Consider the following 12,938-nt stretch of genomic DNA (forward strand, 5'->3'; position numbering starts at 1 on the left):
ATAAAAAGAGTTTCCTAGCAAAAGCAGTGTCCCTAAAATCCAGCCAGCTGCAGGGGAATAAGGAAAGATATTTTTTATGCGTCAATCTGAACGTTTCTTTCCGGTTTATCACGCAGCGGCATCACCATACTCACAAATCCAACGACTACTACGATGATTGCCGCCGTTAAAAAAGTCGTCTGAGCACCTGCAAGCTTTACGACCATGCCTCCAAGAACAGGAGCAGTAAGTAAAACGGCGCTCGTTAAGGTGTTAATGAATCCGTACACTTTCCCTAGATGCTCTTTGTCACTGTACTTTTGAACGATATAGTTAAACAGCAGCAAATTAAGTCCAACTCCGGCGCCACCGATAGGTGCAGCAATCAAAATAAAATAGCGCGACATAACGGCTGGGTTAAAGCAGCTAATAAAAAATAAAGAACCTCCAAATAGAAGCAGTCCAAGTGATAAAAGTCTAAATGGATGGTGAACCTGTTTTTTTCGATTAAGATACACTCCTGTTGCTAGCGCTCCCAGCCCGATTCCAGAAAGCAGCCAGCCGAGCATTTCCGGGTTATGAGGGAGCACATCTCGAAGAAAGATGCTAATTTGAGCATCAACAAGCATGACGACAAAGTATGAAACGTGAAACAAAACAACGACACGTAAAAGAATCGGGTGCTGAAAAACGAGTTTCCAGCCGTTTGAGTACGTTTCTTTCGGTTGATGGGAAGAACGAGCAGCTTGCCCTTGAATATTTTTACCTGCTTTTTTAAGTGAAAACAGCACGCCGATAGAAATCATACAAGCTGCGGCGTTAACTAAAATACATGCTTTAGGTGTTGTAAACGTCAGCGCGGCGGCTCCGAGAAACGGTCCCACAACTTTGGCAATTTGAAACATAATGTTTTGTAAAGTAGAGGCCTGCAGCAGCTGGTCTTCTTTGACCACTTCTCGAACGTAAGCGAGCTGTGCGGGCACTTTCATAACAGAACTCATAGAGCGCAGCGTCAGCACCCCTAGTGCCAAAAGCGGTTCATTTGTGAAAAATAACAGACATGTAAACAGAAGACGGACTAGTTCAGACAGAAACATCAGCTGTACTTTATTGTAGCGGTCTGCTAAATTTCCAGCTGCTTGACTTAGCAGGATGCTAGGCAAAGCGTACGCGACAGGAATAAGCGTAATCCAGAGGGAATTTGCGTGCCACACGTATGCAAAAAGCGTCATCACCGCAAACATATCAAATAAATCTCCGAAGCTTGCCGCAGTACTTGAAATAAATAATTTTTTATAAGAAGAATTAGCAAACAGCTTTTCTTTTTTCAATACTTTCATTCCTTTATGTGTTGTTCGTAAAAAATAATCGCATCTTCAATAAATTGAAGGACTTCGCTGTCAATAGGATAGAGATTAAGTGAACTGGATGCCTCAGGAGATTTGCGAATATCCCAAAAGGCTTTCTCTAAATCGGTATGGGGGCCAAATAGCTCACTTGATAAAAGCAGTATATCCGCCGCAATCAGCTGGCCATCTTCAGACTGTGGTGAACGCTGATGCTTTAAACACAGCTGAATTCGTTTAATGATGCTGATCCATTTATCAGCACTCTCATTCTCCAGTTTAGGCATATCACGCTGCAGAATCTCACTTTCTTCTATTGAAAGCAGATCAGTCCAGCTGCTTTGTGTAGTAGGCTGATTGTGAACTAAAGGAAGGAGCTGCTTCCAGTTTAGTTCACCTTCTATTTTTATACTGTTGCGAAGAGTGTGGGTGTGTTCTAAAGCTCGCTGAATTTCTGAAGCTTTTTGCTGAAGTTTTTGCTGATGAATCGCTAAAAGTTCATCAATACTTACTTGATGAAGAATAAGTTCAATATCTCGCAAAGGAACGGCTAAGTTTTTTAACAGGGTAATTTTCTCTAGTGTGACTAAGTCCGTTTCTGAGTAGGAGCGTTTTCCATTTTCAGCTTTTGACGATGGATGAAGCAATCCGATTTGATCGTAGTAACGAAGCGTACGCACCGTGAGTCCTAATTTTTTAGCGGCTTGCCCCGTAGAAAAATAAATCATGTTTAATCCCTCCAAAAAAATGCTTGCAGGTAACGTTACGTCACCTTTTACACTGAATATAGGTAAAAGGGAGGCGAAGTAAATTGAAACAACAAAATCAAGGATTATGGACAATAAAATCATTTGTAATTATGCTAGTCGTTACGTTTATTGGTGTTCCTGTTTTCATTGAAGGAGCATTGCAGCACGTTTTCCAGTCGCTATTTAAAAGTGAGCTCTATGCTGGAACAGCTACTGGATTTGTTATGGCAACTGTGTTTTTATCAGCTCTGTATTGGCTGATGGTGCAGGATGGTGATAGAAAAATTGGTTTTCAATCGTTTTCAAAACGGCACTGGCCGCTCATTCTTTTTTGGCTTTTTGTGCTGATCTTAGGAAGTGTGGCAATTGTTGTACTCATGGAATGGTTTGGTATGACGTATGAAAATAAAAAAACAGCCAGTTTACAGCATGACCTGTCGCTGTTTTCATTTATACTTGCTTTTGTTTCAGCCGCTGTGATCTCACCTTTTTATGAAGAGATTATTTACCGAGGTTTTTTTTATACGTGGCTGAAACGTAAAGGAGGGATTATATTTGGATTAGTGGGAAGTTCGTTTATCTTTATGCTAGTGCATATTCCAACGTACAATACCTTGCCCGTTAACTTTTTATCAGGTCTCGTGTTTGCGTGGGTGTACGAAAAAACAAAGTCGCTGCTTCCGAGTATGATCATTCACGCTTGTTTTAATGGAATCGCCGTGATTTTAACAGCGGCAGCTTAATGTAGTTTCGATAACGAGTAAGCTATGATTTATCTTACCATATTATGTCTAATGAAGAAGCGAATTACAAAAAATAAGCAGAAAATGAACCAAAAAACGGCTAGAAGCACTGCCTGTTCCTAGCCGTTTTTTGTATATGTACGCATGCTTGAGGCTTGTCTTAAAGTGAACATTAAGGTGTATGATAATAGTGACTATAAACAGAAATAAAAAGGAGAGGGTATCGATGCAATATCGAAAGCTTGGAACAACAGGTCTGGAAGTATCAAATTTATGTCTAGGTACCATGGCTTTTGGACGATGGATTGACGAAAAAGCGTCGGCAGCTATTTTACATAGCGCCATTGAAAACGGAATTAACTTCATTGACACAGCCAACTATTACGGAAAAGGGCAGGATGAAGAGTTTAGATATGGCACAGGGGAATCTGAAGAAATTATTGGACGCGCGTTAAAAGGAAAACGAGATGATGTTGTGCTTGCAACAAAAGTCGGCATTGCCGTAGGAAAAGGCAAAAATGATAAAGGTCTTTCACGCACACATATTATGAGAGAAGTTGATAATCAGCTGCGACGACTGCAGACGGACTACATCGATCTTTATCAAGTTCATCTTTTTGATCACCATACACCTATGGAAGAAACGCTTCGCACGCTAGATGATTTAGTTCGTCAAGGCAAAGTTCGTTATATCGGCTGCTCCAATTATGCCGCGTGGCAAATCGCAAAGTCTCATCATATTAGTGACAACATGAATCTTGAAAAATTTATTTCCGTTCAGCCTCAGTACAATCTTCTCTCTCGTGAAATTGAACACGAGCTGCTGCCGTTTAGTCAATCCGAAGGTGTAGGTGTTATGGTATACAGTCCGTTAGCGCGCGGCATGCTTTCAGGCAAATATAAAACACCAAATGACGTGCCGCCAGAAAGTCGTGCTGCACATGGTGAAAAGCTACTGCGAAACTACTTTACTGACCGAAACTTTCAGCTGGTGGAGCAGTATCGCAAGTTAGCAGAACAACATGAAGTAAGCTTGTCTCAGTTTGCTCTTTCATGGGTGCTAAATCAGCCCGCTGTGACATCAAGCATTATCGGAGCTAGTAAATTGCACCACGTAAAAGATGCAGTTGAAATCAGCGATTGGACATGGTCAGAAGAACTGCTAAACACCGTAAATTCACTGTATTAATAAAAAGTCCGCAGGTGCACCTGCGGACTTTTGTGTTTATATTTTAATTTCTTTTTGCTCTAACCTTGCTTCTAGTGAGTCGTACAAAGCCAACTTGTAGTTAATTTGCTCGAGGTATTTAAAAGTTTTGGCCATTTCTTCTTCTACCGCTTCTTTGTGCTGAAGCATCATGTTTTTTCGTTCTTTAATCGTGCTTTCCCCTTGTTTATAGAGCTCTACATAGCGCTTTATTTCTGCAAGCGGCATGCCAGTTGAGCGCAGAGCTAAGATAAAACGGATCCACTCAATATTCGTATCGTTATAGAGGCGCTTTCCATTTTCATCACGTTCTACAAAAGGAAGGATTCCTTCTTTTTCATAATAGCGCAAAGTTGGTGCGGAAAGCCCGGTTTTTTCATTCATTTCTTTCATGCTATAAGACAAGATTGTTCACTCCCACTTATGAATCGCAAAGCTTACTTTAAGGTATATGATAATCGATAGTTGAACGTTTTATCAAATTCTTTTTCGGTTATTTTTTAAAAAATGGAACTTTTATACATTTTGTCCGTAATAACAAGTAGACAATAAGAAACTTACTGTAAAAGGGATAGAGTAATAAAAAAAATAAAATGGATTAGTTTTATACTGCTGCTGATTTCAAGCGGATTGTTTTTTATCAATCATCAGTACGCCATTTTACTAGCGGCTTGGACCGCTTACGGAATGGCTTTATCAGTCCTGGTTTATTTCTTTTCATACGGCATGAGTGATTCAAATCAGGAATAAAAACCGTATACGCGTTTCTTATTGTCTGCAAAATAAAAGCAGAAAATGAAAGGATGGAGGAAATGGGAGAACTTTTTTGGATGATTTTTTCGGAGCGTGTATTTGAGTTCCACTAATTTGGAATAAAATTGCGATTGGCAAGCGCATCGCTTACGAAGAAAAGAAAGCAGGACGTGATTTAACAGGGGAAATCAATCCGTTTACTGGAGGAAGAATGTAAATAGAGATTAAGACATCTCTAAATTACTCCCATTGAAAGACGAACAAATAGGATAAATGAGCTCATATGAATTGTTTGTGACACCGCTGTTAATTTCCGTGCAAGGCTTCGCTTTCCGCGGGCGGCCGGTGAGCCTCCTCGTCGCTTACGCTTCTGCGGGGTCTCACCTGTTCCGCTTTTCCCGCAGGAGTCTTCGCCTTGCCCTCCAATCAACAGCTAGAAGCAGCTACCTACATAAAACTTACATTCAGCCTATCCATAAAAAATCCGAACGAATTTAATTCTCTACCAAGAATCTCAATGCATCGTTCAAATTTCCCTACCACTAATAAAATACGTTTGCCTCAGCCTCTTCATTAGTAAAGAAAACAATAGTTTAATTTTGTTATTAATAGTATAATTAACCATATTTATTTTGAATAGAAAGGCTGATGAAAAGGTGTCAACATTCTTTTTGGCCGGCATGGTACTTATGCTGGTGATGATTATTTTTTCGCGTACGCTGTGGGTTCCCAGCGGAGTGGTAGAACGTCTCAGCAAGAAAAAGTGGTTTCAAAACCACTGGCTGAGCGGAGGCTATTTGTTTGGCATTAATGCTTTATATTTTGGCACTACGATATTTTTACTCTATCTTCTTATGTTTACAGATATCCCTTATTTACATCTTGTCCTTATGTTTTTAGCGACGATTGTAAGTATTTTCACGTGGAGCGCTTTTAGTACAGCGTGGACAGGGTCATTTAAAAACCGTCTTAAAATGGCTTTAACAGGAAGCAGCTTTTATTTAATATTGGCATTGATTATGGTGAGCCAGTGGCTAAGCGTTAAACCTCTGTATCCCAATGAAGATACGTTTATGCGAGCTTTAGGATGGATGCTTGGCTTTTTCGTCTCAGCCGTCGCTTTTAGTATATGCTTCATCTTCACTGCGTTTCTAGGAAAACGTTCACCTCGTGTGTCATGATATCATCCGCTTTTTAACGTTTTTTTCTAGTTAACTACTATTTACGAAAGCAGGGGTAAACGTGATTCGAGAAATTTCATCTTCTGATGCAGCCGCTTTTTTAACGTTAAATAAAAAGCTTGATAAAGAAACCGCCTATATGCTGTATGAGGAAAATGAGCGTGCGACTACGCTTGAACAGCAGAAAAAAATGATTACAACTTTTTTAAAGATGCCGAACTCAACCATTTTAGTGGCGGAACAAGACGGACAGCTTGTTGGGCATTTATCTGTGATTGGCGGAAGCGTTAACCGAAAAAAACACAGCGCATACTTAGCTGTTGGCGTGCTTCATTCTTATGGAAACCGAGGTATCGGCACTGCGTTGTTTGAAGAAATGGAGAAATGGGCAGCGCAGAGCGGCATTAAACGAGTAGAGCTAACGGTGATGACTCACAATGAACCGGCCATTTCGCTGTATAAAAAGATGGGTTTTAAAATAGAAGGGAAAAAAGTATGTTCACTCGTTGTAGATGGAAATGCAGTCGATGAATATTATATGGGGAAGGTTTTTGAAAAAAACGTGTTTAAAGGAGAAATGAACATGGAAACGACGATTGTTCAGTTAAATGAATGGGTGATAAAGCTTCCTAAAAAGCTTGAAGTACTCTCTGAAGCAGAGACGTCAAACCGTCCTGCTCCTAAGAAATGGTCACCAAAAGAAATTGTGGGGCACTTATGTGACTCAGCCATTCACAATTTACAGCGCTTTATCAACGTGCAGCATGAAAAAAATCCTTGTGTACTGATACCTTACAAACAAGATGAATGGGTAGAACTGCAGCACTATCAAGATACGTCCATGGAAGAAGTAGTTGCCCTATGGAGCAGCTTAAATAAGCAAATTGCTTCCGTTCTTTTGCATATACCAATAGAAAAGCATATGTATCAATTCGAACTAGGAGATGGAAAGTTCGTTTCGCTTGAATGGTTGGCTAAAGATTATATCGCTCATTTGGAGCATCATATCAAGCAAATCGACGCTCAAATGCCGCTAGGAGGCAAAGAGGATGAAAAAAGAACATAAAAAAGAAGAATCTCAGGTGAAAGTCGATTTGAGAGCAGGTCGCGCCTATGGTGACCATGAATACATAGGAGCTTCGAAAAAGGGCGTGCTTCTTGCTTTGTTACCCGTTCTGATCATTGCTGGAGGTATACTTTTTTTGATGGTAAAATGACAAAAGCCGCATTATAGCGGCTTTTTTTCATAAAGGTGCTAAGTTTTGCTTCCTTCGGGATTGTTGAGGCTTTCTAGAGTGGAAAAGCCTGCGTGTTCTGCGACTATTTTAGCTGCAGAAGGAAGCGTTTCGACTCTTTCCCAAGATTCTGGGTTCCACAGTTTTGATCGCTTGAACGCTTTGCTGCAGTGGAGAAAGCACTCTTGTACTTGGACGCCGATAGCGAGCAGCGGAGTTTTATTTTGAACCGCCATTGTTTCAAGCAGCGCTTTTTCTTTTACAATGCAAGCTTTGCCGTTAATACGCAGCGTTTCTTCTATGCCTGGAATTAAAAAAAGCAGCCCTATTTGAGGATTAGATAAAATATTTTCCAATGAATCTACTTTTTGATTGCCGCGCCTCTCTGGAATCAACAGCCTTTTCTCATCGACGACTTGTACAAAACCAGCATGATCACCTCGTGGAGAGCTGTCGCAAATTCCTTTATGATCAGCTGTAGCGATGATGACAAAAGGGGAATGTTTAATAAATTCCCGGCAGTGTCGATCTAAATAAGGAATTATTTTTTGATGCGCCAATTTGTTAGGCGCGCCGACTATACGTCGAAGCTCTTCCTTTGTTTTTACTCGTTCTTTAAAGTGACCGTTTTTCATTCCTCTTTTCACTCCTACAGTTTGCGTATACTGAAAATACCATTTTTACATATGAAATTCTATGTTTTTATATTAAAAAAACAGAAAAATCAGTATATTTAAAAGAAGGAGAAGCATGGTAACGCTAATTTCGGTCTTTTTTTAAGTTTTTGATTGCGTTATCAAATATGTCATTAACCGTTTTCATATGTTCACTGACAAGATGGTCGGAGTCTTTTTCTCTCTGGCGCATGTCTTTTAACAAATCATCCATATCATCTAGCAAACTTTGAAAATACTCATCTTTTTGTTCTTCTTTCATTGTGGAATCGTCCATTTCATCGAGCTTATCGAGCTTATCTTCAATTTTTTTGAAGTATTCATCTCTCAAAATTCTCACCTCATTTATAAAGTAGCTTTCTGCTTATTGTATGCAAAATGTTTGTTTGCATGAGTAAGAAGTAGAAAGGGTATAAAGAAAAAAGAGTCTAAAAAGCTCATTTGCATCTTAGTAGGTTACTTTTTAGTTCCCATATTACTTTAAAGTGCGTACTTTTTTTTCGTGTTTCCATGCTTCATAATGAATTTTGTCAGGGAATAATAAGACATTTAATAAATTGATTATACGAATCAAATTCTAAAATAGAGTTATAAAAATTTCAGGAGGTTTTATTCATATGAGAGAGATACTGCAGGGAAAACTAGGTTTTGGAACAGCACCACTAGGCAATATGTATCGCAATATTCCAGAAGAAGAGGCCATCGCAACGGTTGATGCTGCTTGGGAAAGCGGCATCCGTTACTTTGACGCAGCCCCTCTTTACGGAGCTGGCTTAGCAGAAATGCGACTTGGTGAAGCACTATCAAAAAGAAATCGCGATGAGTATGTGCTAAGTACAAAGGTAGGTCGCGTCATTTCAGATGAATTGGAAGATACATCTTCACGTGATATGGGAGAAAAAGGCGGGCTTTTTGAATTCGGCCGTAAAAATAAAATTATTAATGACTATAGCGCTGATGCAACTCTTCGTTCAATTGAGCAAAGCTTAAACCGTTTAAAAACAGATCGCTTAGACTTTGTGTATATTCATGATGTTGCGCAAGATTTTTATGGAGATGAGTGGGTAGGACAATTTGAATCTGCTCGAACGGGCGCATTTCGTGTGCTTACACGTTTGCGCGAAGAAGGAGTTATAAAAGGATGGGGACTTGGAGTAAACCGAGTGGAACCAATCGAAATTATGCTGGAATTGGAAGAAGCAAATCCCGATGTATCGCTGCTAGCTGGCCGATACACGCTGTTAGATCATGAACGTGCGCTGCAGCGAGTGATGCCCGAAGCTGTAAAGCATAATATGGACATCGTTGTCGGCGGACCATACAGCTCAGGCGTTCTTGCTGGAGGTACACACTTTGAATATCAAAAAGCGTCTTCAGACATTATGGCAAAAGTAGAAAAAATCAAAGCCATTGCAGATCGTCATCAGATCAGCATTAAGGCTGCTGCTGTACAGTTCTCGCTTGCTAATCCAGCGGTTGCTGCCGTTATTCCTGGCGCCAGTCGTCCAGAGCGTATTGCAGAAGACAAAGCGGCATTAAACACGGTAATTCCGGCAGCCTTCTGGGAAGAAATGCGTGAACAGCAGCTTGTAGCGTCTCATGCACCGCTGCCAATAAACGTTAAATGAAGGTAGAACGGTAAATAGTAAGTAGAAAAAGAGTCTGGGACAAAAGTATTTTAGACGAAGTGAAAAACGAACCATTGATCAAAATCTTTGATTAGTGGTTCTTTTTTTGTTAGGTGAACGTAGGTTTCATCTGTTTAAATCCTTCTAGCAGTTGATTGAAGGGCAAGACGAAGACTCCTGCGGGGAAAGCGGAACAGGTGAGACCCCGCAGGAACGCAAGTGACGAGGAGGCTCAGCGGCCTCCCGCGGAAAGCGAAGTCTTGCATGGAAATCAACTATCACAAGCGGTTCAGCTCATGTATGCCATTTGTGCGTCTTTAAATTGGATTCATCTTGTTATGTCTCAGCCTCTTTTTTTGTTTTGAGATAGGGATTTGTCATATATTTAGTAAGAAATGGTTAAATACGAACAATTTAAATAAATAATATTAAAATATTCGTTTTTTATATTGAATAACCATTTTGTATTTGATACATTTAGAAAGTGAAAAATATTGCTCGTATATGCTTGGAAATATGGTCTAAGTGTCTCTACCTGGTTCCCATTCAAAGAACTGGACTACGAGTTAAAGTATAAAAATGTTCGGTTTATCCAGACAGAAGCTGTATTCCGTACTTAATTTCTTATACTTTGACTCTAAAAACGTAGACCATGAAACATGCTCTAGGTTTTTTTCTTTTGTCCAATCATCGAGTGTATGAAACAGCAAAACGAAATGGAGTGAAAGTAACGATCTATGAAAAACAAGATGTTAAAAACAGGGGCTTTATTTACTATTGGTATGGTTTTACTGCTATCTATACTTGCCGGGTGTAATTCAGCTTCAAAAAAAGAAGCCGGAGATAAACAGAAGCAGCAGCCTATTATTGTGCAAGGACCGATGCCGATAGAAGCGCAGAAATTCGCTAAAAAATTAGAAAATGTAAAAGAAGAAAAGTCAGGGAATTTTGTTTTTTACAAAGGAACTGTCGACAATTATCCGGTCATTGTGGTTAAAACGGGAAAAGGAATGGAAAACACGGCAGCTGCTACAGCGATAGCTATAGAAAAATACCATCCTAAAGCAATTATCAACCAAGGAACATCGGGCGGGCATGATGAAAACCTGAACGTGTTTGATATTGTATTAGGAAAGCGAACAACGAATATAGGCTCTTTAAAAACAGAAGATAAAAAAGAAGGCGAAGGAATGGATCCTACTGCGTGGAAGCCGATGGATTTAATGGCTTCTGAAGGAAGCGCTGGAGAAGATCCTGATGCTGAAAAAGCTCGTTATTATGAAGGAGATAAGAAGTTACTTGCGGCTGCAAATGCAGTAAAAGATACATATAAAAAAGGAAAAGTGGTTGAAGGAACGATAGGATCAGCAGACACATGGAATAACGAAGTGGATCGAATTAAGTGGTTCCATACTAAGTACGGGACGTCTGTAGAAGAAATGGAAGGCGCAGCGGCAGCACAAATTGCAGGAAGCTACGACGTTCCATTCTTGGGTATCAGAGTGTTATCTAACAACAAAGTAAACGGTGGAAAATATAATCCAAATACAGCAGCCGCTTGCCAAGACTATGTTTATGAAGTAATTAAACATTATATCAGCACAAACGCTAAGTAAATCTTTATTTAAAAAAGCATCAAAGCTTTTGTTTCTCTAACAAAAGGCTTTGATGCTTTTTTCGTCATGTCTATAGGGGGTTACTGTATTTACGCTATCAAAATTTTATAAAATAAATGGATTGGTAAATTTAAAGTTTATACAACTCTTCATACTTTTTCGTCAAATAATTAATTAACGGCTGAGCATCAATTCTATCTATAGAAAGACCAGTTAATATCTCTTTTGGCGTCTTTAGTTTTCCATACTGGTGAATATGCTGTTTTTGCCAGTCTGCTATAAGCGATAGATTTTGACTCGAAATGATTTTATCAAAGTCAGGATGGTCATTGATTAGGGCTTCTTGTAGCTGAGCTGCATAAATAAATCCTAGATTGTAGGAAGGGAAGTAGCCAAACGCTCCTCCGTACCAGTGGCCGTCCTGCAATACTCCGTCAATGTCCGTTTCTGGTTTGATTCCTAAGTACGCTTCATATTTTGTATTCCATGCGGAAGGAAGATCCGAGACGCGAAGCTTGTCAGCGAATAAATCTCTTTCTAGCTCGTAGCGAATGATAATATGCAGCAGATACGTAAGGTCATCTGCTTGCAAACGAATAAGAGAAGGTGTGACTTCATTTAAGGCAAAGTAAAGAGTTTCAAATGAAATATTACCGTAGATCGCAGGTTCTAACTCTTTGAATAAGTGAGCGTGATTTCTCCAAAACCCTTCATGTTTTCCGATGATGCGTTCCCAAAAAAGAGATTGAGATTCATGCAGTCCCATAGACGTGTATGCGTCTAACCCTGTGTCAAGCAACTTAGAGCTAATTTGCTGATTATAAATAGAATGTCCGCCTTCATGTAAAAACATAAAAGCTGCCAGTTTTACATTGTGTTCGTCGTATCTTACTGCAAGCCTTGCATCGTGAGGGTGAATGCCTGCACTAAACGGGTGGGTAGTGGTGCCTATTTGTCCCGACTTAAAGTTATAGCCAATCGCAGTTAGCAGGTGTTTTCCGAGCTTTTGCTGATTTTCGACCGAAAACGATTCGTGGAGAAACGATGTATCATGTGTAACCGAGGAGCGTTTGATTTTTGTCAGCAAAGGAAGAATAGCACCTTTAATTTGTTGAAAAAGCGAATCGATGGTTTCACTAGAAATTTCAGGCTCATATTCTTCTAAAAGCTGTTCGTAAGGAGCGAGGTGAGGATTACGGTACTCCGCAAATCTTTTATGCATATGAATCAGCTGCTGCAGGTTGTCTTCAACGAGCTTAAAGTTATTTTGCTCTCTAGCCTGTGACCAAAGAGCATGAGTAGAAGCTTTTAAAACAGAAAATTGATGATAGTCTTCCAGTGGTACAGCGGAAAGTTTTTGATAGATGTTCCAATAGTGCTGTACTTGTTTTTGCTGTAGTTGACTTAGATTTTGTTCCTGAAGATGCTGCAATTCTTTTGCAAAGGCTGGATCTGTTTGCAGCAAATAAAGCTCTTTGGAAAGCGTGCCTTGAGTGGTTGCATGCTGCTTTTGACTGTTAAGAGGAGCGGATGTTTTTGCGTCCCATGATAGAAGAGATAAAGCTTGTTTGTAGTGTTCAATCGTTGCAATATGTTCTTTAGTATGAAGACGGATGGCAGAGTTCATAATATCCTCCTTTAGATAAAATACTTTACTTATAAACATACTAAGAATTGAGAATTGAAACAAGACAAATTGAATCAGTAATTGCAAAGAAACAGTTTAATTTTGCTAATTTCACAAACAAATGGAAAGGTGGTAGGATGGTTTATATTCCTACTAACCTTACAAAAATAGTGGGTTTTAAAAAGTGATTTTAATTATTG

14 protein-coding genes, 1 pseudogene and 1 riboswitch are annotated in these 12,938 nt (G+C 39.6%); of the genes and pseudogenes, 8 read left to right on the forward strand and 7 right to left on the reverse strand.

What is annotated here, in order from left to right; genetic code table 11:
* Positions 1-74: 74 nt before the first annotated feature.
* Together WKH56_RS29400 and WKH56_RS29405 are read right to left on the reverse strand one after the other, a co-directional pair.
* A complete protein-coding gene (locus tag WKH56_RS29400) occupies positions 75-1,319 on the reverse strand; it encodes an MFS transporter (RefSeq protein WP_240962117.1) in 1,245 nt (414 codons plus the stop codon).
* Complete coding sequence (locus WKH56_RS29405) at positions 1,316-2,053, reverse strand: MerR family transcriptional regulator (RefSeq protein WP_049166009.1); 738 nt, start codon at positions 2,051-2,053, stop codon at positions 1,316-1,318. Before WKH56_RS29405 ends, WKH56_RS29400 begins: the two co-directional genes overlap by 4 nt.
* Positions 2,054-2,136: 83 nt before the next feature.
* Between WKH56_RS29405 and WKH56_RS29410 the strand changes: the two genes are divergently transcribed.
* Both WKH56_RS29410 and WKH56_RS29415 read left to right on the forward strand, forming a co-directional pair.
* Positions 2,137-2,817 (forward strand): CPBP family intramembrane glutamic endopeptidase, encoded by a 681-nt coding sequence (locus WKH56_RS29410; protein ID WP_048019974.1) that lies wholly within the window; start codon positions 2,137-2,139, stop codon positions 2,815-2,817.
* A 226-nt stretch (positions 2,818-3,043) separates the two neighbouring features.
* On the forward strand, positions 3,044-4,006 hold the full coding sequence (locus tag WKH56_RS29415; protein WP_048019975.1) for an aldo/keto reductase: 963 nt from the start codon (positions 3,044-3,046) through the stop codon (positions 4,004-4,006).
* A 36-nt stretch (positions 4,007-4,042) separates the two neighbouring features.
* On the opposite strand, the gene WKH56_RS29420 is transcribed toward WKH56_RS29415, so the two are convergent.
* Both WKH56_RS29420 and WKH56_RS29425 read right to left on the reverse strand, forming a co-directional pair.
* A complete protein-coding gene (locus WKH56_RS29420) occupies positions 4,043-4,429 on the reverse strand; it encodes a MerR family transcriptional regulator (RefSeq protein ID WP_033579956.1) in 387 nt (128 codons plus the stop codon).
* 583 nt (positions 4,430-5,012) lie between these two features.
* Entirely contained in the window at positions 5,013-5,207 is a 195-nt protein-coding gene (locus tag WKH56_RS29425) for a hypothetical protein (protein WP_048407606.1), read from the reverse strand.
* 202 nt (positions 5,208-5,409) lie between these two features.
* On the opposite strand from WKH56_RS29425, the gene WKH56_RS29430 reads away from it, so the two are divergent.
* From WKH56_RS29430 to WKH56_RS29445, 3 genes are all read left to right on the forward strand, one after another.
* Positions 5,410-5,958 (forward strand): hypothetical protein, encoded by a 549-nt coding sequence (locus tag WKH56_RS29430; RefSeq protein WP_342837212.1) that lies wholly within the window; start codon positions 5,410-5,412, stop codon positions 5,956-5,958.
* Between the two features lie 61 nt (positions 5,959-6,019).
* Positions 6,020-7,024 (forward strand): GNAT family N-acetyltransferase, encoded by a 1,005-nt coding sequence (locus WKH56_RS35190; protein ID WP_375166595.1) that lies wholly within the window; start codon positions 6,020-6,022, stop codon positions 7,022-7,024.
* Positions 7,008-7,175 (forward strand): hypothetical protein, encoded by a 168-nt coding sequence (locus WKH56_RS29445; protein ID WP_168761184.1) that lies wholly within the window; start codon positions 7,008-7,010, stop codon positions 7,173-7,175. The genes WKH56_RS35190 and WKH56_RS29445 overlap by 17 nt, the downstream gene beginning before the upstream one ends.
* A 38-nt stretch (positions 7,176-7,213) precedes the next feature.
* Here WKH56_RS29445 and WKH56_RS29450 read toward each other — a convergent pair whose 3' ends face one another.
* Entirely contained in the window at positions 7,214-7,828 is a 615-nt protein-coding gene (locus WKH56_RS29450) for an MSMEG_1061 family FMN-dependent PPOX-type flavoprotein (protein ID WP_168761183.1), read from the reverse strand.
* A 124-nt stretch (positions 7,829-7,952) separates the two neighbouring features.
* Positions 7,953-8,198: a hypothetical protein gene (locus WKH56_RS29455; RefSeq protein WP_028409779.1), complete on the reverse strand. Its 246-nt coding sequence runs from the start codon at positions 8,196-8,198 to the stop codon at positions 7,953-7,955.
* A gap of 286 nt (positions 8,199-8,484) precedes the next feature.
* Between WKH56_RS29455 and WKH56_RS29460 the strand changes: the two genes are divergently transcribed.
* The 3 genes and pseudogenes from WKH56_RS29460 to WKH56_RS29470 all read left to right on the forward strand — a co-directional run bounded on the left by WKH56_RS29460 (position 8,485) and on the right by WKH56_RS29470 (position 11,111).
* Complete coding sequence (locus WKH56_RS29460; RefSeq protein ID WP_310884052.1) at positions 8,485-9,495, forward strand: aldo/keto reductase; 1,011 nt, start codon at positions 8,485-8,487, stop codon at positions 9,493-9,495.
* A gap of 151 nt (positions 9,496-9,646) precedes the next feature.
* A pseudogene (locus WKH56_RS29465) lies at positions 9,647-9,860 on the forward strand (hypothetical protein).
* 113 nt (positions 9,861-9,973) lie between these two features.
* A riboswitch (purine riboswitch) is annotated at positions 9,974-10,077 on the forward strand.
* A 155-nt stretch (positions 10,078-10,232) separates the two neighbouring features.
* Positions 10,233-11,111, forward strand: coding sequence for a 5'-methylthioadenosine/S-adenosylhomocysteine nucleosidase (locus WKH56_RS29470; RefSeq protein WP_033579961.1), 879 nt, complete (start codon positions 10,233-10,235; stop codon positions 11,109-11,111).
* Between the two features lie 130 nt (positions 11,112-11,241).
* On the opposite strand, the gene WKH56_RS29475 is transcribed toward WKH56_RS29470, so the two are convergent.
* Entirely contained in the window at positions 11,242-12,738 is a 1,497-nt protein-coding gene (locus WKH56_RS29475; protein ID WP_048020368.1) for a gluzincin family metallopeptidase, read from the reverse strand.
* Positions 12,739-12,938: the final 200 nt, after the last annotated feature.

The sequence above is a fragment of the Priestia sp. SB1 genome (assembly GCF_038898415.1).

Bases quoted from the DNA above. Each gene is read 5' to 3' on its own strand.
- WKH56_RS29415 (WP_048019975.1), top strand. From the start codon at position 3,044: ATGCAATATCGAAAGCTTGGAACAACAGGTCTGGAAGTATCAAATTTA.
- WKH56_RS29445 (WP_168761184.1), top strand. From the start codon at position 7,008: ATGAAAAAAGAACATAAAAAAGAAGAATCTCAGGTGAAAGTCGATTTG.
- WKH56_RS29400 (WP_240962117.1), bottom strand. From the start codon at position 1,319: ATGAAAGTATTGAAAAAAGAAAAGCTGTTTGCTAATTCTTCTTATAAA.
- WKH56_RS29475 (WP_048020368.1), bottom strand. From the start codon at position 12,738: ATGAACTCTGCCATCCGTCTTCATACTAAAGAACATATTGCAACGATT.
- WKH56_RS29450 (WP_168761183.1), bottom strand. From the start codon at position 7,828: ATGAAAAACGGTCACTTTAAAGAACGAGTAAAAACAAAGGAAGAGCTT.
- WKH56_RS29470 (WP_033579961.1), top strand. From the start codon at position 10,233: ATGAAAAACAAGATGTTAAAAACAGGGGCTTTATTTACTATTGGTATG.
- WKH56_RS29405 (WP_049166009.1), bottom strand. From the start codon at position 2,053: ATGATTTATTTTTCTACGGGGCAAGCCGCTAAAAAATTAGGACTCACG.
- WKH56_RS29460 (WP_310884052.1), top strand. From the start codon at position 8,485: ATGAGAGAGATACTGCAGGGAAAACTAGGTTTTGGAACAGCACCACTA.